Annotated in this window: 28 protein-coding genes and 1 tRNA gene; 19 read left to right on the top strand and 10 right to left on the bottom strand. The window is 59.6% G+C overall.

Translation table 11 applies throughout. The features are described from left to right. Positions 1-7: 7 nt before the first annotated feature. On the top strand, positions 8-346 hold the full coding sequence (locus AB4048_RS06095; protein WP_442201024.1) for a cytochrome C oxidase subunit IV family protein: 339 nt from the start codon (positions 8-10) through the stop codon (positions 344-346). A 23-nt stretch (positions 347-369) separates the two neighbouring features. Here AB4048_RS06095 and AB4048_RS06090 read toward each other — a convergent pair whose 3' ends face one another. The 6 genes from AB4048_RS06090 to AB4048_RS06065 form a co-directional block, all read right to left on the bottom strand. Then, the gene (locus AB4048_RS06090) at positions 370-1,227 is read right to left on the bottom strand and encodes a 3-deoxy-manno-octulosonate cytidylyltransferase (RefSeq protein WP_442201094.1); all 858 of its coding nucleotides are present in this window, start codon (positions 1,225-1,227) and stop codon (positions 370-372) included. A 38-nt stretch (positions 1,228-1,265) separates the two neighbouring features. Then, positions 1,266-1,952, bottom strand: coding sequence for a glycosyltransferase (locus tag AB4048_RS06085; protein WP_442201023.1), 687 nt, complete (start codon positions 1,950-1,952; stop codon positions 1,266-1,268). 100 nt (positions 1,953-2,052) lie between these two features. Then, positions 2,053-2,979 carry a glycosyltransferase family 8 protein gene (locus AB4048_RS06080; protein ID WP_442201022.1) on the bottom strand — a complete coding sequence of 309 codons (927 nt, stop codon included), beginning with the start codon at positions 2,977-2,979 and terminating at the stop codon, positions 2,053-2,055. A gap of 602 nt (positions 2,980-3,581) precedes the next feature. Next, positions 3,582-4,316 (bottom strand): hypothetical protein, encoded by a 735-nt coding sequence (locus AB4048_RS06075; RefSeq protein ID WP_442201021.1) that lies wholly within the window; start codon positions 4,314-4,316, stop codon positions 3,582-3,584. Between the two features lie 3 nt (positions 4,317-4,319). Next, entirely contained in the window at positions 4,320-5,372 is a 1,053-nt protein-coding gene (locus AB4048_RS06070) for a hypothetical protein (protein WP_442201020.1), read from the bottom strand. Positions 5,373-5,723: 351 nt separating this feature from the next. After that, positions 5,724-5,813: transfer RNA gene (locus AB4048_RS06065), tRNA-Ser, on the bottom strand. 306 nt (positions 5,814-6,119) lie between these two features. On the opposite strand from AB4048_RS06065, the gene rplU reads away from it, so the two are divergent. The 4 genes from rplU (at position 6,120) to AB4048_RS06045 (ending at position 8,117) form a co-directional block, all read left to right on the top strand. Then, positions 6,120-6,437, top strand: coding sequence for a 50S ribosomal protein L21 (gene rplU / locus AB4048_RS06060; RefSeq protein WP_442201019.1), 318 nt, complete (start codon positions 6,120-6,122; stop codon positions 6,435-6,437). 36 nt (positions 6,438-6,473) lie between these two features. Then, entirely contained in the window at positions 6,474-6,743 is a 270-nt protein-coding gene (gene rpmA, locus AB4048_RS06055; protein ID WP_442201018.1) for a 50S ribosomal protein L27, read from the top strand. Positions 6,744-6,876: 133 nt separating this feature from the next. Then, positions 6,877-7,533 (top strand): GNAT family N-acetyltransferase, encoded by a 657-nt coding sequence (locus tag AB4048_RS06050; RefSeq protein ID WP_442201017.1) that lies wholly within the window; start codon positions 6,877-6,879, stop codon positions 7,531-7,533. Beyond that, positions 7,530-8,117 carry a GNAT family N-acetyltransferase gene (locus AB4048_RS06045; protein ID WP_442201016.1) on the top strand — a complete coding sequence of 196 codons (588 nt, stop codon included), beginning with the start codon at positions 7,530-7,532 and terminating at the stop codon, positions 8,115-8,117. Before AB4048_RS06050 ends, AB4048_RS06045 begins: the two co-directional genes overlap by 4 nt. A 36-nt stretch (positions 8,118-8,153) precedes the next feature. Here AB4048_RS06045 and AB4048_RS06040 read toward each other — a convergent pair whose 3' ends face one another. Then, positions 8,154-9,014, bottom strand: a complete 861-nt coding sequence (locus AB4048_RS06040; RefSeq protein ID WP_442201015.1) for an endonuclease/exonuclease/phosphatase family protein — start codon at positions 9,012-9,014, stop codon at positions 8,154-8,156. A 176-nt stretch (positions 9,015-9,190) separates the two neighbouring features. Between AB4048_RS06040 and obgE the strand changes: the two genes are divergently transcribed. From obgE to modC, 8 genes are all read left to right on the top strand, one after another. Next, a complete protein-coding gene (gene obgE, locus AB4048_RS06035) occupies positions 9,191-10,279 on the top strand; it encodes a GTPase ObgE (protein WP_442201014.1) in 1,089 nt (362 codons plus the stop codon). Continuing rightward, the gene (gene proB / locus AB4048_RS06030; protein ID WP_442201013.1) at positions 10,276-11,445 is read left to right on the top strand and encodes a glutamate 5-kinase; all 1,170 of its coding nucleotides are present in this window, start codon (positions 10,276-10,278) and stop codon (positions 11,443-11,445) included. The genes obgE and proB overlap by 4 nt, the downstream gene beginning before the upstream one ends. Continuing rightward, on the top strand, positions 11,438-12,721 hold the full coding sequence (locus AB4048_RS06025; RefSeq protein WP_442201012.1) for a glutamate-5-semialdehyde dehydrogenase: 1,284 nt from the start codon (positions 11,438-11,440) through the stop codon (positions 12,719-12,721). Before proB ends, AB4048_RS06025 begins: the two co-directional genes overlap by 8 nt. 37 nt (positions 12,722-12,758) lie before the next feature. Then, positions 12,759-13,340, top strand: a complete 582-nt coding sequence (locus tag AB4048_RS06020; RefSeq protein ID WP_442201093.1) for a nicotinate-nucleotide adenylyltransferase — start codon at positions 12,759-12,761, stop codon at positions 13,338-13,340. Positions 13,341-13,445: 105 nt separating this feature from the next. After that, a complete protein-coding gene (locus AB4048_RS06015) occupies positions 13,446-13,859 on the top strand; it encodes an SRPBCC family protein (RefSeq protein WP_442201011.1) in 414 nt (137 codons plus the stop codon). 567 nt (positions 13,860-14,426) lie between these two features. Beyond that, positions 14,427-15,218, top strand: coding sequence for a molybdate ABC transporter substrate-binding protein (gene modA, locus AB4048_RS06010; protein ID WP_442201010.1), 792 nt, complete (start codon positions 14,427-14,429; stop codon positions 15,216-15,218). A gap of 80 nt (positions 15,219-15,298) precedes the next feature. Further along, positions 15,299-16,000 carry a molybdate ABC transporter permease subunit gene (gene modB / locus AB4048_RS06005; protein ID WP_442201009.1) on the top strand — a complete coding sequence of 234 codons (702 nt, stop codon included), beginning with the start codon at positions 15,299-15,301 and terminating at the stop codon, positions 15,998-16,000. Continuing rightward, entirely contained in the window at positions 15,997-17,070 is a 1,074-nt protein-coding gene (gene modC, locus AB4048_RS06000) for a molybdenum ABC transporter ATP-binding protein (protein ID WP_442201008.1), read from the top strand. Before modB ends, modC begins: the two co-directional genes overlap by 4 nt. Before the next feature lie 31 nt (positions 17,071-17,101). On the opposite strand, the gene AB4048_RS05995 is transcribed toward modC, so the two are convergent. Then, entirely contained in the window at positions 17,102-17,482 is a 381-nt protein-coding gene (locus tag AB4048_RS05995) for a winged helix-turn-helix domain-containing protein (RefSeq protein WP_442201007.1), read from the bottom strand. 245 nt (positions 17,483-17,727) lie between these two features. Between AB4048_RS05995 and rsfS the strand changes: the two genes are divergently transcribed. From rsfS to AB4048_RS05965, 6 genes are all read left to right on the top strand, one after another. After that, positions 17,728-18,192 carry a ribosome silencing factor gene (gene rsfS / locus AB4048_RS05990; RefSeq protein ID WP_442201092.1) on the top strand — a complete coding sequence of 155 codons (465 nt, stop codon included), beginning with the start codon at positions 17,728-17,730 and terminating at the stop codon, positions 18,190-18,192. A 108-nt stretch (positions 18,193-18,300) separates the two neighbouring features. Further along, positions 18,301-18,783 (top strand): 23S rRNA (pseudouridine(1915)-N(3))-methyltransferase RlmH, encoded by a 483-nt coding sequence (gene rlmH, locus AB4048_RS05985; protein WP_442201006.1) that lies wholly within the window; start codon positions 18,301-18,303, stop codon positions 18,781-18,783. Positions 18,784-18,902: 119 nt separating this feature from the next. Beyond that, positions 18,903-20,369 (top strand): murein hydrolase activator EnvC family protein, encoded by a 1,467-nt coding sequence (locus AB4048_RS05980; RefSeq protein WP_442201005.1) that lies wholly within the window; start codon positions 18,903-18,905, stop codon positions 20,367-20,369. Next, positions 20,359-21,684, top strand: a complete 1,326-nt coding sequence (locus AB4048_RS05975) for a S41 family peptidase (protein WP_442201004.1) — start codon at positions 20,359-20,361, stop codon at positions 21,682-21,684. Before AB4048_RS05980 ends, AB4048_RS05975 begins: the two co-directional genes overlap by 11 nt. A gap of 165 nt (positions 21,685-21,849) precedes the next feature. Beyond that, on the top strand, positions 21,850-23,025 hold the full coding sequence (locus tag AB4048_RS05970; RefSeq protein WP_442201003.1) for a divergent polysaccharide deacetylase family protein: 1,176 nt from the start codon (positions 21,850-21,852) through the stop codon (positions 23,023-23,025). A 15-nt stretch (positions 23,026-23,040) separates the two neighbouring features. Then, positions 23,041-23,583, top strand: a complete 543-nt coding sequence (locus tag AB4048_RS05965; RefSeq protein WP_442201002.1) for an RNA pyrophosphohydrolase — start codon at positions 23,041-23,043, stop codon at positions 23,581-23,583. A 177-nt stretch (positions 23,584-23,760) separates the two neighbouring features. Here AB4048_RS05965 and bfr read toward each other — a convergent pair whose 3' ends face one another. Together bfr and AB4048_RS05955 are read right to left on the bottom strand one after the other, a co-directional pair. Further along, positions 23,761-24,246, bottom strand: a complete 486-nt coding sequence (bfr, locus tag AB4048_RS05960) for a bacterioferritin (RefSeq protein WP_442201001.1) — start codon at positions 24,244-24,246, stop codon at positions 23,761-23,763. Further along, positions 24,212-24,523: a (2Fe-2S)-binding protein gene (locus tag AB4048_RS05955; protein ID WP_442201000.1), complete on the bottom strand. Its 312-nt coding sequence runs from the start codon at positions 24,521-24,523 to the stop codon at positions 24,212-24,214. Before AB4048_RS05955 ends, bfr begins: the two co-directional genes overlap by 35 nt. Positions 24,524-24,552: the final 29 nt, after the last annotated feature.

Raw genomic sequence — 24,552 nt, 5'->3', positions numbered from 1 at the left:
GTGTGTCATGGCAACGGTAGATGGACAGGCCCATTCTCAGCAACACCCGATAAAGCTCTACCTCGTAGTCTGGGGTTTGCTCTTCGTGCTCAGCACGTTTTCCTATCTCGTCGACTATCTCGGCATCCAGGGCTATCCGCGCTGGTTCCTGATCCTGCTCTTCATGATGCTGAAGGCCGGGTTGATCGTCGCCATATTCATGCATATGGCCTGGGAGCGGCTGGCGCTGGTCTGCGCCATCGTGATTCCGCCGGTCATCGTGCTGGTGTTCGTGGCGATGATGATGTCGGAATCGACCTACACTCTGATGACCAGGCTAGCCTTCTTCGGCAGTGCCGGCGGGTGAGGCAAGGGAGGATGATCGACCGATCATCCGTCCTTTTCCTGCAACTTGGCAAGGTAGCGTTGCTTGCGCGTCTTCGGCTTCAGGCGACGAAAGAAATTGTCGATGCTCCTCAGCCCCTTCGTCACCGACATGAGGCGGTCGATCTGATTGTCGGTGTTCTCCAGCCGCTCCGAGAGAACCTCGGCGGCGACGAGCGCGATCTCGGCCGCTGGCACGCCTGGAAACTTTTTTGCGAGCCCCGCATAGGAACTGGCTTCAGCGCCGCCGATGATGACGATCTTCCCGAGCCGCGAGAACAGCCGCAGGAAGACCTGCTCGAACGTCCAGTCGTGAACCGAAAAGACCTTCCATTTCTCGCTGCGCCTTGCCGAAAAGCCCGCAAGCACGATCGCCCCGGGCAGTTGCAGCTCGCTCAGCCAAAGCGCCATGGCAAAGCCGCTCGTCGCCAGTTTCCGAGCCGGATAGAAATCGCTGAAATACTCGGCGAGATCGAGATGGCCGACCGGTGCGCCCTCGAAGTCGGCCGCCGGGCTCAACCCCTCCCCGGCGTCGACGCGGATGTTGAGGAGCCCGAGAAAACCCGCATTGGGGAAGTATTTCAGTACGTCGCCGACCTCGCGCCGGTGCACGATATTGGCGCCCATTGTGCCGCTGCGCGCCACCAGCAACGCATTACCGCGAAAGGGCTCGGAAAGGACCTTGTAGACCTTGTTGAAAAACACGAAGAGCGCGGTGTCGGGCATGTCCCGCCGAAGCTTGGCGAGGTCGACGGCGTCGCTGTTTGCCACCAGCACGATATGCGAGTAGCGCGAAAGCAGCGCTTTCCACTCCGCATTGGTCGCGAGCGCGTCGGTGCTGCCCGGCGGCGTCTGCTTTTCCAAAGTCTCGCCCTCGAACGACAAGGATTCGTCTCCGCCGGCTACTTCTGCTGAACGAAGAGCATGCGATCGCGCATGGCGAACCATTCGTCGGCATAGTCGTCGTTGCGGTATTCTTCGAAATAGGGTCCGCCGTCGGTAAAGTGCACCATCTTGGCGTCCTCGCGGCGATCGTATTCGTTCACCAAATAGTTCCAGACAACCGGCAGCTCGCCGATCTGGCTGTCGTCCTCCAGCCACTTGAACTGATGGAGCTGCAGGCCGGTCGCCGTGTTGACATAGTCCTGCGTCAGCGCCCGGCATTTGGCGCTGTTGAACAGAATGAGGCTCGACCAGTTCTTCTTTTCGTATTTCGTCTGGGTCTGGCCGAGAAACTTCGTTTCCAGCTTCGGCTGATAGTCGTGCTTCACGCACATCACCGCATAGCGCTCGTCACGCAGAGCCCAAAGCTCGGCAATGTCGGTCCGCGCCAGCATGTCGCAGTCCATGAACAGGCTCCATCCCTCATAGTTGCTGAGATAGGGAACCAAGAACCGCGAGAACGAGAATTCCGTCGATTGCAGCAGATTGCGCTCGCGCGTGAAGATGCCCCCGAGATGGTTGAGAACGATCGGCGAAAATTCCACCGGAATGGAAGAGTATTCGATAATGCTCTGGGAAAGGACATGGTAGGCGACGACTTCTTTGGAATCGAAGCCGACAAAAATTCGCGCAGTTTGATCTGACATCGTTCCTCGCATCCTGGGACGATTCCATAGGATGCGATCAATAATGTTCTAATTTAGGCATTTATGAATTGTTGTCGCCGCAAACGCGCGGCATCCCGCCTCAACGAAAATAGGCGCGGGCGCTCGCAATCTTCGCGGGGGTCGTCAAAAGTGTGGAATAGTGGCCGGCGAAGCTCGCGAGATTATCGGGAAACGACGATGGTTTGCAGAACGGGGCCCAGTCCGTGCCGGCAAGTGCCTCCCGATAGAACGGCTTCATCCGCCGGTGCGTCCACGGCACAACGGCCTGCCATGGTTTCTTGCGGCCGGTGAAATGCACGATCGCCGGCTTGCCGACGAAGGGCAGAATACCGGTCTGGGCGTTGAACCGCGCATCGACCGCTTGCCAATTGTCCTCGTAGGCGATGTTGAGGACGTCCTGGTCGTGCGCCTCATAAAGTTCAGGTTGGCGTTCGAACGTGTCGCGCGCCTTTTTGATCAGCCCATTGTCGAGCGATTTGCGCCAGTCGAAAAGCAGAACGCCGGCGTTGAAATAGCGTCCGCCGGGTTTGAGGCCAATTCGCCGCTGGCGCCGTCCGATCTTTTCGGGAAAGGCCATCAGATAGTCGTCGACCGCGCCAAGCGCGCTGCCGGCGAGGTCCACCTGGAAAAGCATGTCGAGCGGTGCAACGGCAACCGCGTCCGCATCGATGTAAAGCAGCCGATCGATATCTTCGGGCACCGTGAGATCCATATAGAGCCGTGCCAGCGTGGCGCGAGACCAACGGCCGAACGCGGGTTCCTCCGCCTTTGGAGTGGGATCGCCGAGAATTTCGATCGTGATCGAATGCCGGCTCGCAAAGCTCTCGATATCCCTGACCTGCTTATCCCCCGCACCGATCGCGAGAAGCAAAAGCCTGACCTTCACCTTGCTGAGATTGTTGTGGATGGAAAGCAATGCGCAGCAGGCTGCGGGCAGCATGTTGGCATCGGCGCAGGCGATCGCCCCAAAAGTCGGAGCATCGTTGCTGGAGGCGGTAAAGGGCATCAAATAGAACTCCGACCGGGCGGTCGCCGAAGAATTGCAAGACAGGCCGGACTGAATAAGGGCCGGCCGCGACAATATAGGCCTCCTGCGATTTTAAAAAGATGCAGTTTTGGAAATGCGCCGATTGCCGCAGGCTCTCCAATGAAGCTGGAGATTGCGCGGGGACCTGGGACAGGGTAGCAAATGGCGGAGAGGGTGTCCGCCGTACTCTTCTGACATTAAGAGACATAAATCGATAAGAACCCAGCATTTTCGAGGTGTTTGCCATTACGAAACGTCATTGGTGCTGAAGAGTGCCCAGCTGTGCAACGGAGTACTTGGAGATCGGGAAGCCAAACTTCGTGCCGCAAAGCATCATCTACAGCGAATGATCGGTGAGCGTGCTAGTCCCACGGACGCTAGCCAATGTCATCACATCTTGACGATAATTTCTCTCGCGTTCGCGCATGCCTCCCGCGATCCGTGCTGCAAGTAGCAGGCGCGGCAGGGTAGCAAGAAGGGAAACCGTGCCACTAGATCGCTCCGCTGCGCTCGATCTCCCGCTTGCCCAGCGCGGCGGTTGCCGCCGTCCTACAATACCGAACTGGCCGTGTGGCCGCCACTTATTCCGCTGGTTGAGCTTCAAGCGGGCCGGTAAATATAGCCCTCAATCGCTCAAATAGTGGCTTTACGCTCTCTGCGCGTTGAAAGGCAGCCTCATCCCGGTACTCCGCCATCGCTAACGCACCTAAGGTTCTTTCAATCTCAGTTTTGGACTTGCCATAGGATATTTCTGCTAAACCGTAGATCTTCGACAACTCGTGGGACGGGCGATCTAACATATGAGCGTCGGCCGTTACGTCGATGCTGAGTTCGTCCAATATTTTCTTCGCAGTAAGCTTTTCATCGATCCGAGTGAAGTGCGTGTTCTCTGCAATGAACCACGCCTCTACTTCCATGACCGCAACCACGAGAAGAGTATTGACCACCCCAGTCGGAAGATATTTCTTCGAATTGTCTAAAAGCTTGTCAAGTTCCTCGCGCTTGAATGAGGGGGCTAGGTCTCGCATGCCGATAATTGTACTAAACCCGCTGTCGACGAGCCCATTGTAGCGTTCGCTGATTTCGGAAACAACGCGGCCATCAGTGCCGCAGTCGACCAACAGAAAATAGAAATCGCAATTGTCGATGGCGCCCTCAGCCTCGTCTACTGCCATCGTTATCATTGGAAAACGGCGACCGCCGAGAAGTTTTTCCTTTGTAATGTAGAAATTCTTTTCGGCGGCAAGAAATCGAATTATGTCAGCAACGAATAGTTGCTCCGTCTGCCCTTCGGAAAAAATCGCTATTTTTTGCACGGGTCACTTACTCGACAAAAAATCGCGCGCCAAGAAGTCAAAATTACTTAACCCTGTAAATCTGAATTCTTCAAATTCCTCTGGTCGGTTCTTGGAATTGTACGACCATACCTCCGGTCCTTTGCGGTCCAAGACACTCCAGTACTCCAGATCTATACCGTTCATGACATACCTATCGTTGGTCGTCATGATCATCTGCATTTCCGATGACTGAACCTTATCAACGATTAGTTTGATCAAGTTACTGGAGCGGTCAAAATCCAAACCTTCACCAATATCGTCGATAAGCACCGTCTGCGCTTCCTTGCTTAGAAGAGCGTAGTTGAGATGGATGATGACCGCTAACGCGCGGAACATGCCGACTGACATTGAAAACGCATCAATATTGCCATCAACGCCTTCCTCTTTTACAAAGATCGTCTCAATATCGCCCATTCCGCTGATCTGAACTGTGGTGGGATTACCTATCCCAATCTTCTCGACTGCATACCCAACACGCCCCATGTCGCGAATTACGGTCTCCTCGAATGCCGGGCCAAATTTTTTGCTACCTTCTCTATAAACTCCGTTTGTTTGGTTCGCGTCCTTAGGATTAATTGGTGGCCCGTCCGGTCTAAGCATAATAACTGTCTGTTTGCCTAAGTCGGTATGGCACGGATAATAAAAGAGGCCCTTTGCCCATTCGATGAGGGGCGACAGGAAAGGGTGTTGCACCATGTCAACGCGCGAGATGGCTGCCAGCATGTTTGGTGGTGTTTGAAACGAAATGTTTTTATCAAGTTCGAGCGCATAAATCGATCCATACCCGCCACTTCCTCGTTCAAGCAGCGGTGTATCGTTCTTTGTGTAGATTTCACTCGTAACCTCGCCAGCTGAGATTTCTACCTTGTAACGGCAGACATCGCTCTCGCTCGAAAACTTGACGTCAAACAAACCGTCTGTCGGAACCGCGCGAACGCCGGTGAGTGACTGCGCCATCGCATTTATCACATTCAAACAGCGCGATTTCCCGGACGCGTTTCGCCCGACAATGAGATTAATCTGTTGAAATTCCATCGGATGCAGTCGCCAGTAGCGTGGCGTTCCGACAAGCTCCGCATATGATAGTTCTAATAGGCGCAATCGTGCTCACCTTCTCCATCTGATTATTCTACTAAGCATCTCAAAACAAAGTAATCAAGGAGCACCCCGGCACCATAGTTAAAGTCAACTTTGGAAGGGTGTATGAATTAGAACGCGTTCCACGCTGAAATCGGACCGGCTGATCTAAAGAAAGACCCACAGCCTACCCGCCTAGATGCAGGCTTTCCGCAAAATCAATGGCGGGAACCAAAGTGCAATCAGCAATGCAAATTCAACCTTGATTGCAGCAGATTGCGCTGCATTTTCAAAAAATTACAGATATAGTGGCGGAGAGGGTGGGATTTGAACCCACGATACCCTTGCAGGTATGCCGCATTTCGAGTGCGGTGCATTCGACCACTCTGCCACCTCTCCGCGGTCTTGGTCGGCGCTTTGCGGCGCGGGCGTTCTATTAGCGAGTGTTTCGAGGGCTGGCAAGGGCGAATGTGCAGAGTTTTCATCCTTTTGCCTTGACAGATTTTCCGCCCTCGCGTATCCGAACGCCCGAGTAGACGTGGAGCAATCCGCGCCTTGCCCGCTTTGTCGTTGCGCAAAGCTCCACCGGCAGTTCGAGATCGAAGCATCAATGCTTTGAAATCGCTGCTAAACTTCGACTGATAAAAAGACGGCCGCTTGTCCTTGAAGACGAGTTGAGTCGGAACGAACATGAAAGGATAAAAAATGTTCGCAGTCATCAAGACCGGCGGTAAGCAGTACCGCGTGGCAGCCAACGATGTGCTGACCATCGAGAAGCTTGAAGTCGCCGCCGGCGGCACCGTAGAATTCACCGAAGTCCTCGTGATCGGCGAAGGCGCCGACGCATCGATTGGTGCTCCGTTCGTTAACGGCGCTTCCGTCAAGGCTGAAGTCGTCGAGCACAATCGCGGCAAGAAGGTCATCGCCTTCAAGAAGCGCCGTCGCCAGAACTCGAAGCGTACGCGCGGCCATCGCCAGCATCACACGGTCGTCCGCATCACGGACATCGTGGCTGCCAAGTAAGATTACGGGATTCTAAGGTTTTAAAGGAGAACACCAATGGCACATAAAAAAGCTGGCGGTTCGTCGCGCAACGGTCGCGATTCCCAATCCAAGCGCCTTGGCGTGAAGAAGTTCGGCGGCGAAGTCGTGCTCGCAGGCAACATTATCGTGCGTCAGCGCGGTACGCAGTGGCATCCGGGTTCGAACGTCGGCCTCGGCAAGGACCACACGATTTTTGCACTTACGGCCGGCAATGTGAACTACCGTACGAAGGCCAATGGCCGCGTGTACGTGTCTGTAATGCCGAAAGCGGAAGCAGCGGAATAAGCCGGTAGCGCTCTAAAACAGCCGGCGTCTCATCGACCCGGCCGACCGCATCAGGTTCAGTCAGAAAAAAGGGGAGATGGGGCGCCATCTCCCCTTTTTTCTTTGCCTTTTCAACCAGAAGGAGGACTGAACCATGCAAGTCGAATTGTTGAGGGAGGGCCAATCACGGTCTCTCCGGGAAGACCAACTGTCTTCCCAGGAACGGCTGAGGCCGGAACGGTCAAGGACCGATTGCCCCGTCTTGTTATCCGAACGGCTCGTTCTGCGCGCGCCGCACGAGGAAGACATTGACGCCCTTGCCCATCTCGCCAACAACGCCAATGTCGCCACAATGGTATCGCGTATGCCGCACCCGTATACGGTGAACGACGCCGCCGATTTCGTGCGACGCACGAAACTTGGCGAGATTGGCAAGTGCGTCTATGCGATCACGAAAGCCGACAACGGCGCATTTCTCGGCTGCTGCGGCATCGAGCCGACGGCGGATCCTCTAGCCGTCGAGATCGGCTATTGGCTGGGCGAGCCCCATTGGAACAGCGGCTACACGACAGAGGCCGCGCATGCGCTGATCGACATGGTTTTTCGCACCCGCGACCAGGTTGAAACAATCGATGCGCGATGCCGGGTAACCAACGTCGCCTCAAGGCGCGTCTTGCAAAAGTGCGGCTTCCAGTTCCAGGGAACCGGCCTTGCCGCCTCGCTCGCGCTTGGCAGTAACGTGTCGGTCGAGTGGTTCAGGCTGGACCGCAAGACGTGGATGTCGCTGAGAAGCTGGGGGGCTCTGAAATGAACGCCGCCATGCTGCAACGTCAAAAAACCCTGCCGCTGACGCCGGGTCCGGTTCCCGTCATCGAAACCGCGCGGCTGACGCTGCGTCCGCACCGGCTTTCCGATGCCGACGCAATCGCTGGCTCGCTGTCGGATTTCGCCGTGACGCGAATGCTGGCACGGGTGCCCGCACCCTATGACCGGCAGGATGCCCTCGACTGGCTCGTGCCGCGCGCCGCAGGCGTTACCAACGACTGGGCGTTCGCGGTCACCGAGGGCGACGATGTCCACCTCGGCGTCGTCGCTCTCGAGCTTCGCCACGGGCGCTGGCATCTCGGCTACTGGCTAAACCGTCATTTCTGGCGGCGAGGCATCATGTCCGAAGCGGTCGCGGTCGCAGTGGATCGCTTTCTGCGGCGAATGCCGGAGATGCCGGTTCATTCTGGCGTCTTTGCGGACAATCCCGCTTCGCTGAAGCTGCAGGAACGGCTGGGCTTCCAGGTGACCGGATGCGCGGAAGTCTACAGCTTCGCGCGCAACACCATGGTCCCCCACATCGAGACCGTGCTTGAGCCAGGAGCATTGCGGCTTTTCGAAGCGGCTTGAGACATTGGCCATCGCCGCCTGGCGGCGGTGGCCACGTCACCCGATCTCGATCCAGACGGGAAAATGGTCGGAGCCGATAGGATCCGTGTCCACGCGGGCCGACCGCAGCCGGCCCTCGAGGCCGGCGCTGACGAAGGCGTAGTCGAGATGCAGGCGTTTTTCGCGGTTGGCGGGATCCATCCAGCTATAGCTGTCCGGGTTGTGCCAGCCGCAAAGATCGAGTGCATCGAGCGGCGTATCGAGACGGGCGACGCGGCCGTAGTAACTGTCCTTGCTTCCGACGCAGGCGACGTATTCCGGCGATTCCGGCACCATGTTGAAATCGCCCATCAGGACATAGTCGTCACCAATCGGCGTATCGCTGACCCCGATCTCACGCCCACCTGTGAGCGATCCACCCTCTCGCGCATAGGCGTTCACCCTTTCCTTCAGGTGATGGATCTGCGCAATGCGCTCATCCAGAGAGGTATGGTCGAGATGAACGGAATAAACGCGGAGCGCGCCGGCGGGCGTGTCGACCACCGCCTCCAGCGCGCCGCGCTGGAGGTTGAGTTTCCGTATGGTGCGGCTGCGCGGCAAGAGAAGCAGGCGGGTCGAGAGAATCGGCCAGCGCGACAGCACCATGTTGCCGAACTGGAAGCGGCGGGAGACCTTGCGGCCATTTTCAACGACGGTCTCGGCATGCATATCGCAGGCGGCACCGAAAGCGGAAAAATGTTCCGGCAGCAGCGCTTCGATGGCCTCGACCATGTCGACGCCGCCGTTGCGCGGAAAGCCGCGGGTCACCTCCTGCAGGGCGATAATGTCGGCATCCGCGATGCTGTCGACGATGCGCTTGAGATCATACCGGCCATCGAGGCCGAAACCGTACTGGATGTTATAGCTTGCCAACTTCACGATATTCTTTGACCTCCGAAGCAACCGCCTATATCGAAGGCGGCATAGCGCATTCCCACGCAGCATATCCTAGCGGACGTGCGAGCGACGCGGTAATTGTGGAATAGTGCGCATCAGGCTTTCCCAAATCTGAATTGATTTCGGGACCATGCGCCGAACCGAACGAGCGAAGTAAAATGAAATTTCTCGACGAGGCAAAGGTCTATATTCGGTCTGGTGACGGCGGCGCCGGCAGCGTCTCCTTCCGCCGGGAGAAATTCATCGAGTTCGGCGGCCCGGATGGCGGCGACGGCGGACGCGGCGGCGACGTCTGGGTGGAGGCGGTCAACGGGCTGAATACACTCATTGATTTCCGCTTCCAGCAACATTTCAAAGCGACGATTGGCACGCATGGCATGGGGCGCAACCGCACCGGCGGCAATGGCAGCGATGTCACGCTGAAAGTCCCGGTCGGCACGCAGATCTTCGAGGAAGACAAGGAAACGCTCATCTGCGACATAACCGAGGAGGGCCAGCGCTTCCGGCTGGCGGCGGGCGGTAACGGCGGCTTCGGCAACGCGTATTTCAAGTCTTCGGTGAACCAGGCGCCGGACTGGGCCAATCCCGGGCTTCCGGGCGTCGAAAAGACCATCTGGCTGCGGCTGAAGCTGATCGCCGACGCCGGCCTTGTCGGGCTGCCCAATGCCGGAAAATCGACCTTCCTTGCCGCGGTCACCCGCGCGCGGCCGAAGATCGCCAATTATCCTTTCACAACGCTGCATCCGAATCTCGGCGTTGCAACCGTCGACGGGCAGGAATTCGTGCTCGCCGACATTCCGGGCCTGATCGAAGGCGCGCATGAGGGCGTGGGGATCGGTGACCGCTTCCTCGGCCACGTCGAGCGCACGCGCGTGCTGCTGCATCTCGTTTCTGCCCAGGAGGAAAAGGTCGGCAAGGCCTACAAGACCGTCAAGCACGAGCTCGAAGCCTATGGCAACGACCTGACCGACAAGCCGGAGATCGTTGCGCTGTCGCAGATCGACGTCCTCGACGAGGAGACGCTGAAGAAGAAGACACGTGAATTGGCGCGCGCCTGCGGCAAGACCCCCTTCCAGATTTCCGCTGTCACCGGTCGTGGCATGACCGAGATCCAGCGCGCGTTGCGCGACATCATCGTTGACGCCAACAACACCGGCGAAAAACTCGCAAAGGCGCCCAAACTTCGCCATCGCGACATAGCTGCGGCAGCTGAAGACGAGGCCGACGACGAGGAACAGCAGGGATGACCAGCCGCAAGCCGCTCGAACGCTACCGTCGCATCGTTATCAAGATCGGCTCGGCCCTGCTCGTCGATCGCGCAAGCGGCCTTAAGAAGACATGGCTCGACGGGATGAGTGCCGACATCGCGGCGCTCAAGGCCAAGGGCGTCGACGTGCTGGTCGTTTCCTCCGGCGCCATCGCGCTTGGGCGCTCCGTGCTTGATCTGCCTTCCGGCGCGCTGAAGCTGGAGGAAAGCCAGGCCGCCGCTGCCGTCGGCCAGATCGCGCTGGCGCGCGCCTGGTCGGAAAGTCTTTCCCATGACGCGATCGTGGCCGGCCAGATCCTGCTGACGCTCGGCGACACGGAAGAGCGCCGACGATATCTCAACGCTCGCGCCACCATCAATCAGCTGCTGAAGATCGGCGCCGTGCCTATCATCAACGAAAATGATACGGTCGCCACCAGCGAAATCCGCTATGGCGACAACGACCGGTTGGCCGCGCGCGTCGCCACCATGACAGGCGCCGATCTGTTGATCCTGCTGTCGGATATCGACGGCCTTTATACGGCGCCGCCGCATCTCGATCCGAATGCCGCCTTCCTCGATACGATCGCCGAGATAACCCCGGATATAGAGGCGATGGCGGGTGGGGCGGCTTCCGAACTGTCGCGCGGCGGCATGCGCACCAAGATCGACGCGGGCAAGATCGCCACTGGCGCTGGCTGCGCCATGATCATCGCCTCTGGCAAGACTGAAAGGCCGCTGTCGGCCATTGAGCAAGGCGCGCGCTCCTCCTGGTTCGCGCCGTCGAAAGCGCCGGTGACGGCGCGCAAGACCTGGATCGCGGGTCAGCTTCAACCGGCCGGCGAACTGCATGTCGACGAAGGCGCGGTGACAGCACTTGGCGCCGGCAAGAGCCTGCTGCCTGCGGGCGTAAGGCGGGTTGCGGGACAGTTCAGCCGCGGCGATACGGTTGCAATCATTGGGCCGCTGGGCCGCGAAATCGCCCGAGGCCTTGCTGGCTACGACGCCGACGAGGCGCGCCAGATAACCGGCCGCAAGTCGGCGGAGATCGAGGCGATCCTCGGCTACGCGGGTCGCGCGGCCATGATTCATCGCGACGACATGGTAATGACGCTTGCCACGAGAACCGGCCTGGATGTGCCGGCAAGGGATGAAGCCCATGCTTGAGAAAGTTGCGGCCGATCAGGGCATTGAGGCCCTGATGAAGGACATGGGCGTGAAGGCGCGTGCGGCCGCGCGGCCGCTTGCCTTTGCCTCGAGCGAAGCGAAAAACAAGGCGCTTGACGCCATGGCCGACGCGATCATCGCTGCCAAGGACCACATCCTTTCGGAAAACAGGCTCGATCTTGCCGAGGTCGAGGGCACCGAGATGCCTGCCTCCTTCGTCGATCGTTTGACCCTCAACGACCAACGCATCGCCGATATTGCCGACAGCATTCGCGCCATTGCCTCGCTTAAGGATCCTGTCGGCGAGGTCATCGCGGCATGGGACCGCCCGAACGGGCTGAAGATCGAGCGTGTGCGGACGCCGCTCGGGGTGATCGGCGTGATTTTCGAAAGCCGGCCGAATGTCACGGCGGATGCCGGCGCGCTTTGCCTCAAGGCCGGCAACGCCGTCATCCTGCGCTGCGGCTCGGATTCGCGGCGTTCGTCCGCGGCGATTCACGCCTGCCTGGTGGAGGGGCTGAAGAAGGCCGGGCTTCCGGAGCATGCCATCCAGCTCGTGCCCGTCAGCGATCGAACGGCCGTCGGCGCGATGCTGCGCGGCCTCGACGGCGCGATAGACGTCATCGTACCGCGTGGTGGAAAAAGCCTGGTCGCCCGCGTGCAGAACGAAGCGCGCGTTCCGGTCTTTGCCCACCTTGAAGGGCTTTGCCATGTCTACGTGGACGGATCTGCGGATCTCGAAATGGCGCGACGGATCATCGTCAACGCCAAGATGAGGCGCACCGGTATCTGCGGTGCCGCCGAGACGCTGCTGATCGACCGCGCCGCTCTCTCCACCCACCTCGTGCCGATCGCAGAAGCGCTGCTTGAAGCCGGATGCGAGATCCGTGGCTCTGAAGAGGTACTATCCCATATCTCCGGCGCCAAGCCGGCAAGCCAAGAGGATTGGACGACGGAGTATCTTGACGCGATCATATCGATCGCCGTGGTCGACGGCATTTCCGGCGCGATCGCCCATATCGGCAAGTATTCCTCCAATCACACGGAGGCGGTGATCGCCGAGGATCCGGCGGTGGTCGAACGCTTCTTCACCGAGATCGATTCGGCAATCCTCCTCCACAATGCCTCGACACAGTTCGCCGACGGCGGCGAGTTCGGCATGGGGGCCGAGATCGGGATCGCCACCGGCAAGATGCATGCGCGCGGACCGGTCGGCGTCGAGCAGCTGACCTCCTTCAAATACCGCGTGCACGGCAACGGACAGATACGGCCCTGACGTGACCGGAGATCTGCTGGACGCCCGCTACCTTCGCATGCCGCATGCCGAAAAGGGCATGGTGGTCGGACTGTTCGGCGGCTCCTTCAATCCGCCGCATCCCGGTCATGCTCTGGTCGCCGAGATTGCGCTGCGGCGGCTCGGTCTGGACCGGCTGTGGTGGATGGTGACGCCGGGAAATCCGCTGAAAAGCCGCAATGAACTGAAGCCGCTCGCCGAGCGGATAGCGTTAAGCGAGGCGCTGACGACCAATCCCCGCATCCAGGTCACCGCCTTCGAGCAGGCGCTTTCGACCAGCTACACGGCCGACACGCTCGCCTTCGTGAAGGCCCGTAATCCGCATGTGCATTTCATCTGGATCATGGGGGCCGACAGCCTCGGCACCTTCCACAAATGGCAAAAGTGGCACGAGATCGCCTCCACCTTTCCAATCGCCGTAGTCGATCGCCCCGGTTCGACGCTCACCTATCTCTCCGCCAAGATGGCCAAGACCTTCGATTACGCCCGTGTCGACGAGGACGACGCACGCGCACTTTGGAAGAAGCCGGCCCCCGCCTGGACTTTCATTCATGGGCGAAGGTCCGCGCTGAGCTCGACGGAGTTGCGCGCCGCGCAGTAGTCGCCCGTGTATTGCAGCTTCGCAACGCCGCTCTAATTCCGCACAAGCTTGCTCAGATGTAAGATCAGTGCCTGCCAACTTCCTCTATGTGAAAGAGAACGCCTCATGGCCACTTGGAACACTTCCTACAGCGTGGACATCAAAAGCCGGCTGCCGGCGCTTTGGGAGGTTTTGACTGATGCGCCGAACTGGTCGCGGTGGAACGCCGGCGTCAAGGCGGTCGATGTCCAGGGCGCGTTTGTTGATGGAACGTGGTTTACCATGACGTTTCCCAACGACGATACCATTCGCAGCCAGCTGATCGAGGTGAGGCAGCAAGAGTATTTCATTGACGAAACGCGAATGGGTGAAAACGTGGTGCGCGTCAATCACAGGGTTGAGCAGCTATCGCAGGATACTTGCCGCGTTACGTTCTTCGTCGAAGCGTCCGGCCCCGAGGCAGAGCCATTTGGCGCTGGTGCTTCCGAAGATTTTCCGTCGGTTCTCGCCGGGCTAAGAGAGCATATGGCCAGGATTTGACTCCTGCTCGCGCCATTGAGTTGGCGCCCGCCAATTGCGTCCCTGCAATGTCTGGATAGCCCAAAATTGAAAAGCCCGACGGGGGAGGAGATCCGTCGGGCCTTCAAACCTGATCGACAACTGGGAGGAGGAGTGTTGCCGATCCAATCGAAACGACTTTGGGAGGAGGAGATCGTCGTTTCGATGCTTTGTTTTACCATAACCGCCGACGGAGGGAAGCGCAGATAGTGCAATGCAGCAATGCACAATGCGCATAGCGCTGGGAATCTCTGCACAAAAACGTCTCGTCAGGCTGCTTGACGCGCAAAAAATTCCACACATTTCAACGAAAGCTTTGGATATCAGGCTGAGTTTATCCACCCAAATCGATTTGCACTCCAACTAATACACTGGTCCTCGCCTGAACCAGAAGTGAGCCATGCAGCTGGCGAATGCATGTTGGCCTTCGACAAAGACCATAAAATTCATAGAGTTATCGATGTATTTTTCGCGATATATCCCCTAGTCACGGCCAGCCGATCGTTATATTCCTTGCGATATTTCGGCAACTTATAGGGATCATTCGCCATGGCTCATCGCCATTCATGGATCAAACTACTGGGCGCAGCGATTTCGGTCCTGTGGCTAAGCTTTACGGCAGTCACCGCACCGGCTTACGCTGCCGATAAGGTAACGGTTTTCGCAGCCGCCAGCCTTAAGAACGCGCTCGACAACGCCAACGCGGCTTGGACGAAAGAGAGCGGCAACGAGGTTGTCGTCTCCTACGCCGCGAGTTCCGCGCTTGCCAAGCAACTTGAAAGCGGTGCGCCGGCCGACATCTTCATATCCGCGGATCTCGACTGGATGGACTACGTCGCCAAGAAGCAGCTGATCAAAGAGGGCAGCTGCGTCAACCTTTTCGGAAACAGTATCGTCCTTGTTGCCGCCAAGGATAAGGCGCAACCCGTCAAGATCGAAAAGGGCCTGGACCTGGCCGCCCTGCTGGGTGACGGTCGTCTCGCCATGGGCGAAGTCAAGTCGGTCCCGGCTGGCAAATATGGCAAGGCGGCGCTCGAATCGCTCGGCATCTGGCCCTCGGTCGAAAACAAGATCGCCGGCGCTGAAAGCGTGCGCGCGGCGCTTGCGCTCGTGTCGCGCGGCGAAGCCCCCCTCGGCATCGTCTACCAGACCGACGCCGCCGCCGATACCGGCGTTGCCGTCATCGGCACGTTCCCCGCAGATAGCCATCCACCGATCATCTACCCTGCCGCGTTGCTGACGAGCAGCAGCAATCCGAACGCAAGCGCCTATTTCGAATTTCTGAAATCGGCTAAGGCTGCGGCATTCTTCGAGCATGAGGGCTTCACCGTTCTGAAGTGACGGCGAACGCCCTGCACTCGAGACATCAAGACATCGGTTGAAGCGGCGGCGCTTCGGCCACAGAAAATGAGAGGCATGCAGTGAGCGTATTGGGCTTGAGCAGCGACGAGTGGACAGCAATCCTGCTCAGCTTGCGCGTCTCGACGGTCGCCATGCTGGCGAGCTTGCCGGTCGGTATCGTCGTCGCCCTGCTGCTGGCGCGCGGTCGGTTTCCCGGCAAAGCGCTGCTCAACGGCCTGATCCACCTGCCGCTTATCCTGCCGCCGGTGGTCACGGGTTTCGTCCTCCTCATCCTGTTCGGGCGCAAGGGGCCGATCGGCGCGTTTCTCGACGAGCATTTCGGCATCGTCTTCTCATTCCGGTGGACGGGCGCGGCACTTGCCTGCGCCGTCATGGGCTTCCCATTGATGGTGAGAAGTATCCGCCTCTCGATCGAGGCAATAGACAAGAGGCTGGAGGAAGCCGCTGGAACACTCGGCGCGAGGCCCCTCCTTGTCTTCCTGACCGTCACGCTGCCGCTGACGCTTCCCGGCATCATCGCCGGCATGATCCTCTCCTTCGCCAAGGCGATGGGTGAATTCGGTGCAACCATCACCTTCGTCTCGAACATTCCCGGCGAGACGCAGACGCTTTCTGCGGCAATCTACACCTTCACGCAGATTCCTGGCGGTGATGCCGGCGCCTGGCGACTGACGATCGTCTCGATCGTCATCTCCATGGCCGCACTTCTCGCCTCCGAGGCGATCGCCCACCTCATCGGCCGCAGGGTGGAATTCGAATGACGCTTGCAGTCGATATCCGCCACAGGCTCGGCGACTTCACGCTCGATGCAGCCTTCAGCTCAGAAGGTGGGGTAACCGCGCTCTTCGGACGGTCGGGCTCGGGCAAGACGTCGATGATCCGAATCATCGCGGGCCTGGCAAAACCGGACAGTGGCCGCGTGACGCTCGACGGCATAACGCTGGTCGACACCGAAAACGGCATCTTCGTGCCGCGTCATCGCCGCCGCTTCGGCTGCGTCTTTCAGGAAGCACGGCTGTTTCCGCACCTTTCGGTGCGCCAGAACCTGCAATACGGCGCGTGGTTCGCGCCGAAGACAGAACCCGTCGAGAGCCTCGATCGGATCGTCGACATGCTCGGTATCGCCGCGCTGCTGGACCGGCGCCCGGGGAAATTGTCAGGGGGAGAAAAGAGCCGTGTCGCGATCGGTCGCGCGCTTCTGTCCTCCCCGCGCCTGCTCTTAATGGACGAGCCGTTGACCGCGCTGGACGATGCACGCAAGGCGGAAATCCTGCCCTATCTCGAACGGCTGCGCGACGAGACCAAGGTGCCGATCGTCTATGTCAGTCATTCGCTTGCGGAGGTGGCGCGGCTGGCTAATCGCGTCGTCATCCTTCGGGACGGCAAGGTCGAGGCGGCAGGATCGGCGGTGGAACTCCTCAGCCGACCGGCTCTCGCCAAGGCTTCGGACCGGCGCGAAGCCGGAGCGATCATCGAAGGGCATGTCGAAAGTTCTACGGGCACGCACGGATTGACCGTGATCGCATTGCGAAGCGCGAGGCTTTACGTTCCAGGCAAGTCGCTCCCGCCGGGCGGCGGTGTTCGCGTCCATATCCCAGCGCGCGATGTCATGCTCGCGACAGTGAAGCCGGAGGGCTTGAGCGCGCTTAACATTCTAGACGGAGTAATTACCGAGATCGGCATCCTCGGCGAAGGGATGGTCGAGGTCCGGGTCGATTGCGGCGGCGATCCGGTGCTAGCGCGCATCACGCAGCTTTCGGCGGAGCGGCTTGCCCTTGTCGTCGGAAAGCCCGTCTATGCAGTGATCAAGACAGTCGCCCTTGAGGCGTGAAGCGCCGGCATTCAGCGCTTCTGTCGTTCCGTCATTTCTCGGTGTCTATGTCTAGGTCGGGATTTTTATGTGCCTGCAGCCAGGCGAGATCGCTCGCGAGCGCATCGCGCATCGCCGCCTCCATGCCCCGGAAACGGGCCAGCAACTCCTCGCCGAAGGGGGTCAATATGGCACCGCCACCCTTCTGCCCACCGCGCTGGGATTCCACCACGGTCTCATCGAACATGCCATTGAGTTCGCTGATCAAAAGCCAGGCTCGGCGGTAGGACATATCCATCGCACGGCCGGCAGCGGAGATCGAGCCGGTCTCGCGAATGTGTTCGAGAAGTTCCATCTTGCCGCGCCCGAGCCGGCTTCCCCTCGGAAAGTCGATGCGAAGGACAGGTGCGAGAGGCTGGATAGGCTTGCTCATGGTGGCGCGGTGACTGCTCGGATAGTCCTCCGTCTATACGCGCCTGGCCGTGTTCTGTATACAGCCGCCGAAATGATCAGCGGCAAACACGGGCAAGCGTTGCCTGAGAATTGGGTAAACACGGGCTAGGGACGGCCACGCTGCAATAAATAGTGTTTGCATTGGCGATCTGCGGGTAACTTTCGGGGCCCATGTCTTGAAACCGTGAGGGTTTGGTGCCTATCTTTATCAGGTGATTTGAATTCATTTCAAATCATGGACGCGCCTGTTCTGTTACTGCGACGAAAGGAAAAGCACTGACAACAGTACACGCCAAGGGGAGAGCGGCCATCGCGCTCCCGAAGAGTCTGGAACGTGGCGCCGATGCCGCCGCCCGAGCTCTGCACGCCGTCCTCGCCAGTCTCGAGGACTCCAAAGCTGAAGATATGGTTACCATCGACATTGCCGGAAAATCCGCGCTTGGTGACTACATGGTTGTAGTCTCGGGGCGTTCGAGCCGGCACGTGTTGGCGATCGCGGACCATTTGACGACCGACCTCAAGGAAGACGGCTGGGGCAATGCCCGCGTCGAAGGCCTCGATGGCGGCGACTGGGTCTTGATCGACACCGGTGACATCATTATCCATGTGTTCCGTCCGGAAATCCGCGAGTTCTACAACATCGAGAAGATGTGGGCCGCGCCGGATATAGAAGAGAACACGCTGCACTGACCGGTTCCTAGATCCCGGACCGGCATGCGGACTGGATGCTGCTGAAGGCAATCTTCCAGCAGTGCTGAAATTTGGCCGCCGCGGTTGGCGCCGCGGCAAGGAGTGGGGATGCGAATAGGTCTTTTTGCGGTGGGCCGGTTGAAAGCAGGCCCTGAAAAGGATCTTGCGGCCCGCTATCTCGACCGTTTCGCCAAAGCCGGACCCGCCATCGGCCTCGAGCTGTCGAAGGTTTCCGAGGTCGCCGAAAGCCGCGCATCAAACAGCGACACCCGCAAGCGCGAGGAAGCTGCTCTTCTCGTAAAATCGCTTCCCGATACGTGCGTCCTCGTTCTGCTCGACGAACGCGGCAAGGCGTTCGACAGCGAAACCTTCGCAGGCCTCATCAGGGATTACCGCGACCAGGGCAAGCGCGACATGGTTATCGCCATTGGCGGTGCAGACGGGCTCGATCCCGCCCTTTACGAGCGCGCCGACACGACGCTCTGCCTTGGCAAGATGACCTGGCCGCACCAGCTCGTCCGCATCCTGATCGCCGAACAGCTCTACCGCGCCGTGACCATCCTTTCGGGACACCCCTATCATCGCGTCTAGTGTATAGCCGCTCACGCAGGCTTGTTTTGATTCTCACGCAAGAACGACAATGATCCTTGGCCAATCGTCGAAAATTCGCTTAGGGTCCGCGCCACACTGAGCCTCCTATTGAAACCTGAATGAAACGAGCCGCCACCACGCTTTCGCGACCGATCCTGACGCCGCTGGCTGCAGGGTTCGGCGCGGCTGTTCTTCTCTCGGGCCTCTTCACTTCGGATCAATTCGCCTTCGGTCAGGAGCCTGCCGCTCCGCCTCAGGTGGACGCAACCAAGCCGCAGACCGATCTGGCCGCCCCGGCGCCTGCCGCATCCGGCCAACCGCCTGCCGATCCGACCGAGGACCTTGCCGAGAAGCGCGACCAGACCCGCCGCGAATTGGAAGCTCTTTCCCAGACGCTCAGCCTTTCCGACGAGAAAGCAAAGCAGCTTCAGGATAGCATTGCCTCCCTCGATAAGAGCAATGCCAGCCTGCGCCAGGCGCTGATCGACTCCGCCGCCCGCCGCAAGGCGATGGACCGAGAGATTCGCGACAGCGAAGCCAAGATCACCGATCTCAAAGTCAAGGAAGATGGCATTCGCCGCTCGCTGCACGAACGGCGAGGCCTTTTGGCCGAGGTGCTCGCGGCGCTGGAGCGGATGGGTCGCAACCCCCCGCCGGCGCTGCTGGTCACGCCCGAAGACGCGCTAGCCTCGGTGCGCAGCGCGATCCTGCTTGGCGCCGTCGTCCCCGGCATGCGCCGGGAAACGGACAAGCTCATCGCTGATCTTGCCGAACTCGTTGCGCTGCAAGCAAGCGCCGATGCGGAAAAAGCAAACCTCACCACCACCATGACGAACAGTCTGGAGGAGGAGCGGCGCATGGACCTGTTGATTGCCGAAAACGACCGGCACGGCAAGCTGAACAGCGCCGAGCTGGAGGCCGAACGCAAGCGATCCGAGGAGCTTGCGAGCCAAGCAACCAGCCTCGAGGGACTGGTTGCATCCCTCGAAAGCCAGATCGGCTCGATCCGTGATGCCACGGCTGCGGCCCGCGCCGAGGAAGAGCGCCAGCGGCTCTTGACGGATCAGCAGCGGGAGCAGGCAAAGGCGCTCGCGGAAGGCGGGGTGCCTGATAAAAACCGCATTGCGCCAGCATATGCTTTCTCCGACTTGAAGCAGAAGCTGGAACTGCCTGTGGCCGGCGATGTCCTACGTCAGTTCGGCGATGATGACGGCACCGGGCATGAGGCGATGGGCGCGACGGTCGCAACCGGGGCTGGCGCGCTGGTTACCGCGCCCTCGGATGGCCTGGTGGTGTTCGCCGGCGCATTTCGCAGCTACGGCCAGATGGTCATCCTCGATACGGGCGGTGGCTATCACATGGTGCTTTCCGGGATGGACGCGATCAAGACGCGGCAGGGAAAGTTCGTCTTTGCCGGCGAACCGCTGGCTGTGATGGGCGCAAAAAGAGTCGCTAGCGCAACCGCTTTGGCGCTGGAAACGGACAGGCCAACGCTTTACATTGAATTTCGAAAAGATGGAAAGCCAGTCGATTCCCGACCTTGGTGGACCCCCAAAGAGACTGGAAAGGCACGCAATGATACGTAGGGCATCTCTCGTTCTCGTCGGCGCATTGATGGGCGCGACTGCGATGAGCGTCATTTACTCGGCGGGGGTACCGGCGGAAGCCGCCAGTGCTTCGACCTACAAGGAACTGTCGATTTTCGGCGACGTCTTCGAGCGCGTGCGCGCGCAGTACGTGACGCCGCCGCAGGAAGACAAGCTGGTCGAGGCCGCCATCAACGGCATGCTCACCTCGCTCGACCCGCATTCGAGCTATATGAATGCGAAGGACGCCGAAGACATGCGCACCCAGACCAAGGGTGAGTTCGGCGGCCTCGGCATCGAAGTGACAATGGAAGATGACCTCGTGAAGGTCATCACGCCGATCGACGACACGCCTGCCGCCAAGGCCGGGGTGCTTGCCGGCGACTACATCACCGCCATCGACGGCCAGTCCGTCCGCGGCCTGAAGCTCGAAGACGCCGTCGAAAAGATGCGCGGTGCGGTCAAGACGCCCATCAAGCTGACGCTGATGCGCAAGGGTGCCGATAAGCCGATCGAGCTCACCATCATCCGTGACGTGATTGCGGTGGCCGCTGTCAAGTCGCACATCGAAGGCGGCGACATCGGTTATCTCCGGGTGATCTCGTTCACCGAAAAGACGACGCCGGATCTCGAAGCTGCGATCGCCAAGATCAAGAAGGAAGTGCCGGCCGACAAGCTCAAGGGCTTCGTCCTCGACCTCCGCCTCAATCCGGGCGGTCTTCTCGACCAGGCCATCAACGTCGCTGACGACTTCCTGGAACGCGGCGAGGTCGTCTCGACCCGCGGCCGCAATCCGGACGAAACCCGGCGCTTCAACGCCGGCCCAGGCGACCTCACCGACGGCAAGCCGATGATCGTTCTCATCAACGGCGGATCGGCATCGGCTTCAGAAATCGTGGCCGGCGCGCTGCAGGACCTTCGCCGGGCGACCGTGCTCGGCACGCGCTCCTTCGGCAAGGGATCCGTGCAGACGATTATCCCGCTTGGCGAGAACGGCGCATTGCGCCTGACGACGGCGCTCTACTACACGCCGTCGGGTCGCTCTATCCAGGGCACCGGTATCGAGCCTGACGTCAAGGTCGACGAGCCGTTGCCGGAAGACCTGAAGGGCAAGCTCACCACCGAGGGCGAATCCAGCCTGCGCGGCCACATCAAGGGTCAGAGCGAGACGGACGAAGGCTCCGGTTCTGTCGCTTACGTGCCGCCTGAGGTGAAGGACGACGTTCAGCTGAACTACGCGCTCGACCTGCTTCGTGGCGTCAAGAAGGATGCGGCCTTCCCGCCGAATCCGGATAAAGCGGTCGTCGCAAAATAAGAAATCGGCGCCGGGCTGGAAACAGACCCGGCGCTTCTTTGACGCGCTGCTGGTACCTTTCCGGACAATTCAACCGTTGGGATACGCGGCCGCGATTCATCTTGTGACGCGCGAGGCGAGGACCGAGCGTGAGCAATTTTCCCAAGTAGGCGGGCGGGGAGAGACTTGGATACTAATCTGCATGCACCGTTGGGTCAGAACAAACCCTCTGGCCGAAAAAGGCGGCGCTTGCCCCTCGGCCGCGGTCTTGCCGGCCTCTGCCTGATCGTCGTTGCAGGTTTCTCGCTTTATGGAGCGCTGACCAAGGACACCCTGCAAAAGACGGTCCCCGCCGAAACCGCCAGCAAGGCACCCCCTACCGATACGACAGCGCCGCCGGTGCCTGACGATACCATGCCCCATTCTACCCCAAATTCCGGCGCCAACGTCCAGCGAAATGTCACGGGCGATGGCTCGGTGGTAACCACATTCAGCCCCGGCACGCGCAACGGTGACGGCCCCGTTCTGATCGACGCCAACCGCAAGGGTCAGGATCCGCGCATGGCCGGGTTACCGAACGACGAATTGTTGGAGGATTCGCCTTTCGGCCGCCTGCCGATCATCGGGCCAAGCGGATTGCGCCCCATGGATCAGTACGCGCGCCCCTGGTCTGGCGCACGCGGCACGCGGATAGCCATCGTCGTCGGCGGGCTAGGCCTCAGCCAGACAGGGACGCAGCGCGCCATCGAAGCTTTGCCCGAGGAAATTACGTTCGGCTTTGCCGCCAGCGGCAACAGCTTGCAGCGTTGGATGCAGGAAGCGCGCCGGGGAGGGCATGAAATCCTGTTGCAGGTGCCACTTGAGCCCTTTGATTATCCGGCGAATAATCCTGGCTCCGAAACTCTGCTGACGTCGCATTCCGCCGATCGCAATGTCGAGGATCTGCACAAGGCGATGGGCGAAATCACCAATTATACCGGTATCATGAACTACCTCGGCGGACGCTTTCTTTCTAGTTCCAGCGCTCTCGAGCCGGTTCTGCGCGACATCGGCAAACGCGGCCTTCTCTTTCTCGATGACGGTTCGGCGGCGCAATCCAAGTCGAAGATCATCGCCAAAGCGGTCGAGGCACCCCACGCCTTTGCCGATCTCCAGCTTGACGGCGAGTTGCAGACGAACGCCATCCTTCAAAAGCTCGACGAACTGGAACGCATAGCGCGCCGCAACGGCCAGGCGATCGGCGTCGCCTCCGCCTTCGATGAAAGCATAGATGCGATCGGCAAATGGAGCACGGAGGCGTCCATGCGCGGCATCGAGATCGTTGCGGTCTCGGCGCTGGTCGACGACCCCAAGCGTCCCTGAAATCAAGAGGTAGCCATGAGCAAGAGCCCATCACCTGTAAAGGCAGAGGATCTGCCCTATCGCCGCTGTGTCGGCATCATGGTGTTGAACCGGCAAGGCCTCGTCTGGGCGGGCCACCGAGTGGCGATCGGCAATTCCGAGTATGACGGTTCGCCGCATCTCTGGCAGATGCCGCAGGGCGGCATCGACGGCGGCGAGGATCCGCTGGAAGCCGCTTATCGCGAGCTTTACGAAGAGACGGGCATGCGCAGCGTCACGCTGCTTGCCGAAGCGCGCGATTGGATCAACTACGATCTCCCCGCACATCTCATCGGTATCGGCCTGAAGGGCAAATATCGGGGCCAAACGCAACGCTGGTTCGCATTCCGCTTCGAAGGTGACGAGAGTGAGATCGCCATCAACCCGCCGCCCGGCGGACATGAGCCGGAATTCGATGCGTGGGGCTGGAAGCCCATGCCGGAACTTCCCAACCTGATCGTCGCCTTCAAGCGCCAGGTCTACGAGACGGTCGTCGCGGAATTCCACCATTTGGCCGACCTGCCGGCGATGGAAGACTGAAGGTGGGGAAAGAGCAATTTTAAAGCAGGTGCGGCTGCCGGCTCCATAAGGCCGGAACGGCGGCGGGCTTCACCTCGGTGATTGCCATTCGCAGCGCCCCGCGTGTCGAGCCGACATCCCGAGGCGCTGAAAATCCCTTAACGAGTGACACCTCTGTTACCAAGGCGTCATGCCGTTTTATTCGGCGTTGTCGGCGGAGTCGGCGTTGAGCTGGCCATACTTCGTTTCGCCGATCGACTTCAATAGATCGAGCTGCGTCTCGAGGAAGTCGATATGACCTTCCTCGTCCGCCAGAAGCTCTTCGAAGAGCTTCATCGAAACATAGTCGCCGGCGTCATGACAGATGTCGCGCGAGGCCTTGTAGGCGGTGCGGGCGTCGTATTCGCCGGCAAGATCCGCTTCCAGCACTTCCTTGACGTTCTGACCGATGCGCAGGGGGGCCAACGTCTGCAGGTTGGGATGACCTTCAAGGAAGATGATGCGGGCGACCAGACGGTCGGCATGATGCATCTCTTCGATGGATTCGGCGCGTTCCTTCTTAGCAAGCTTGGTGTAACCCCAATCCTCAAGAAGGCGGTAGTGAACCCAATATTGGTTGACTGCACCGAGTTCGAGGAAAAGCGCCTCGTTAAGCCGCTCGATGACTTTTTTGTCGCCTTTCAATGTCCGCTCTCCTGTTCTCTTCGTGGAACTGTCTCAAGCGGGACATAAAATCAAATATTTCATCCTCCGTCGAGTGGCGGCGGGCGTGATAGTCCTCGGTGGTCTGGATGATGATGTCGACGACATTCGGAAAACAGCCGCAACACCGGCCGCGCTTCTCCATGGCATGATAGACTTTGGCGGGAACGATGAGCTGCCAGCAATCCTCATCGAGGAAGTTGTTGATGACTTCCCGGATTTCGTGATCGGTGATGTAATTGCAGCTGCAGACCAGCATCGTTCAGTCCGTCAAACATGACCTTATGT

It is taken from the genome of Rhizobium sp. RAF56, assembly GCF_052113965.1.
Lineage (GTDB): Bacteria > Pseudomonadota > Alphaproteobacteria > Rhizobiales > Rhizobiaceae > Rhizobium.
Note: the sequence above shows the minus strand (reverse complement) of the source record. Positions and strands in the feature narration are given on the sequence as shown.

Bases quoted from the DNA above. Each gene is read 5' to 3' on its own strand.
- rlmH (WP_442201006.1), top strand. From the start codon at position 18,301: ATGCGAATAGGTCTTTTTGCGGTGGGCCGGTTGAAAGCAGGCCCTGAA.
- modC (WP_442201008.1), top strand. From the start codon at position 15,997: ATGACGCTTGCAGTCGATATCCGCCACAGGCTCGGCGACTTCACGCTC.
- AB4048_RS06045 (WP_442201016.1), top strand. From the start codon at position 7,530: ATGAACGCCGCCATGCTGCAACGTCAAAAAACCCTGCCGCTGACGCCG.
- AB4048_RS06095 (WP_442201024.1), top strand. From the start codon at position 8: ATGGCAACGGTAGATGGACAGGCCCATTCTCAGCAACACCCGATAAAG.
- AB4048_RS05965 (WP_442201002.1), top strand. From the start codon at position 23,041: ATGAGCAAGAGCCCATCACCTGTAAAGGCAGAGGATCTGCCCTATCGC.
- AB4048_RS06020 (WP_442201093.1), top strand. From the start codon at position 12,759: ATGCCGCATGCCGAAAAGGGCATGGTGGTCGGACTGTTCGGCGGCTCC.
- modA (WP_442201010.1), top strand. From the start codon at position 14,427: ATGGCTCATCGCCATTCATGGATCAAACTACTGGGCGCAGCGATTTCG.
- AB4048_RS05980 (WP_442201005.1), top strand. From the start codon at position 18,903: ATGAAACGAGCCGCCACCACGCTTTCGCGACCGATCCTGACGCCGCTG.
- proB (WP_442201013.1), top strand. From the start codon at position 10,276: ATGACCAGCCGCAAGCCGCTCGAACGCTACCGTCGCATCGTTATCAAG.
- AB4048_RS06050 (WP_442201017.1), top strand. From the start codon at position 6,877: ATGCAAGTCGAATTGTTGAGGGAGGGCCAATCACGGTCTCTCCGGGAA.
- AB4048_RS05995 (WP_442201007.1), bottom strand. From the start codon at position 17,482: ATGAGCAAGCCTATCCAGCCTCTCGCACCTGTCCTTCGCATCGACTTT.
- rpmA (WP_442201018.1), top strand. From the start codon at position 6,474: ATGGCACATAAAAAAGCTGGCGGTTCGTCGCGCAACGGTCGCGATTCC.
- AB4048_RS06080 (WP_442201022.1), bottom strand. From the start codon at position 2,979: ATGCCCTTTACCGCCTCCAGCAACGATGCTCCGACTTTTGGGGCGATC.
- AB4048_RS06015 (WP_442201011.1), top strand. From the start codon at position 13,446: ATGGCCACTTGGAACACTTCCTACAGCGTGGACATCAAAAGCCGGCTG.
- AB4048_RS05975 (WP_442201004.1), top strand. From the start codon at position 20,359: ATGATACGTAGGGCATCTCTCGTTCTCGTCGGCGCATTGATGGGCGCG.
- AB4048_RS06025 (WP_442201012.1), top strand. From the start codon at position 11,438: ATGCTTGAGAAAGTTGCGGCCGATCAGGGCATTGAGGCCCTGATGAAG.
- obgE (WP_442201014.1), top strand. From the start codon at position 9,191: ATGAAATTTCTCGACGAGGCAAAGGTCTATATTCGGTCTGGTGACGGC.
- AB4048_RS06070 (WP_442201020.1), bottom strand. From the start codon at position 5,372: ATGGAATTTCAACAGATTAATCTCATTGTCGGGCGAAACGCGTCCGGG.
- AB4048_RS05955 (WP_442201000.1), bottom strand. From the start codon at position 24,523: ATGCTGGTCTGCAGCTGCAATTACATCACCGATCACGAAATCCGGGAA.
- AB4048_RS06085 (WP_442201023.1), bottom strand. From the start codon at position 1,952: ATGTCAGATCAAACTGCGCGAATTTTTGTCGGCTTCGATTCCAAAGAA.
- rplU (WP_442201019.1), top strand. From the start codon at position 6,120: ATGTTCGCAGTCATCAAGACCGGCGGTAAGCAGTACCGCGTGGCAGCC.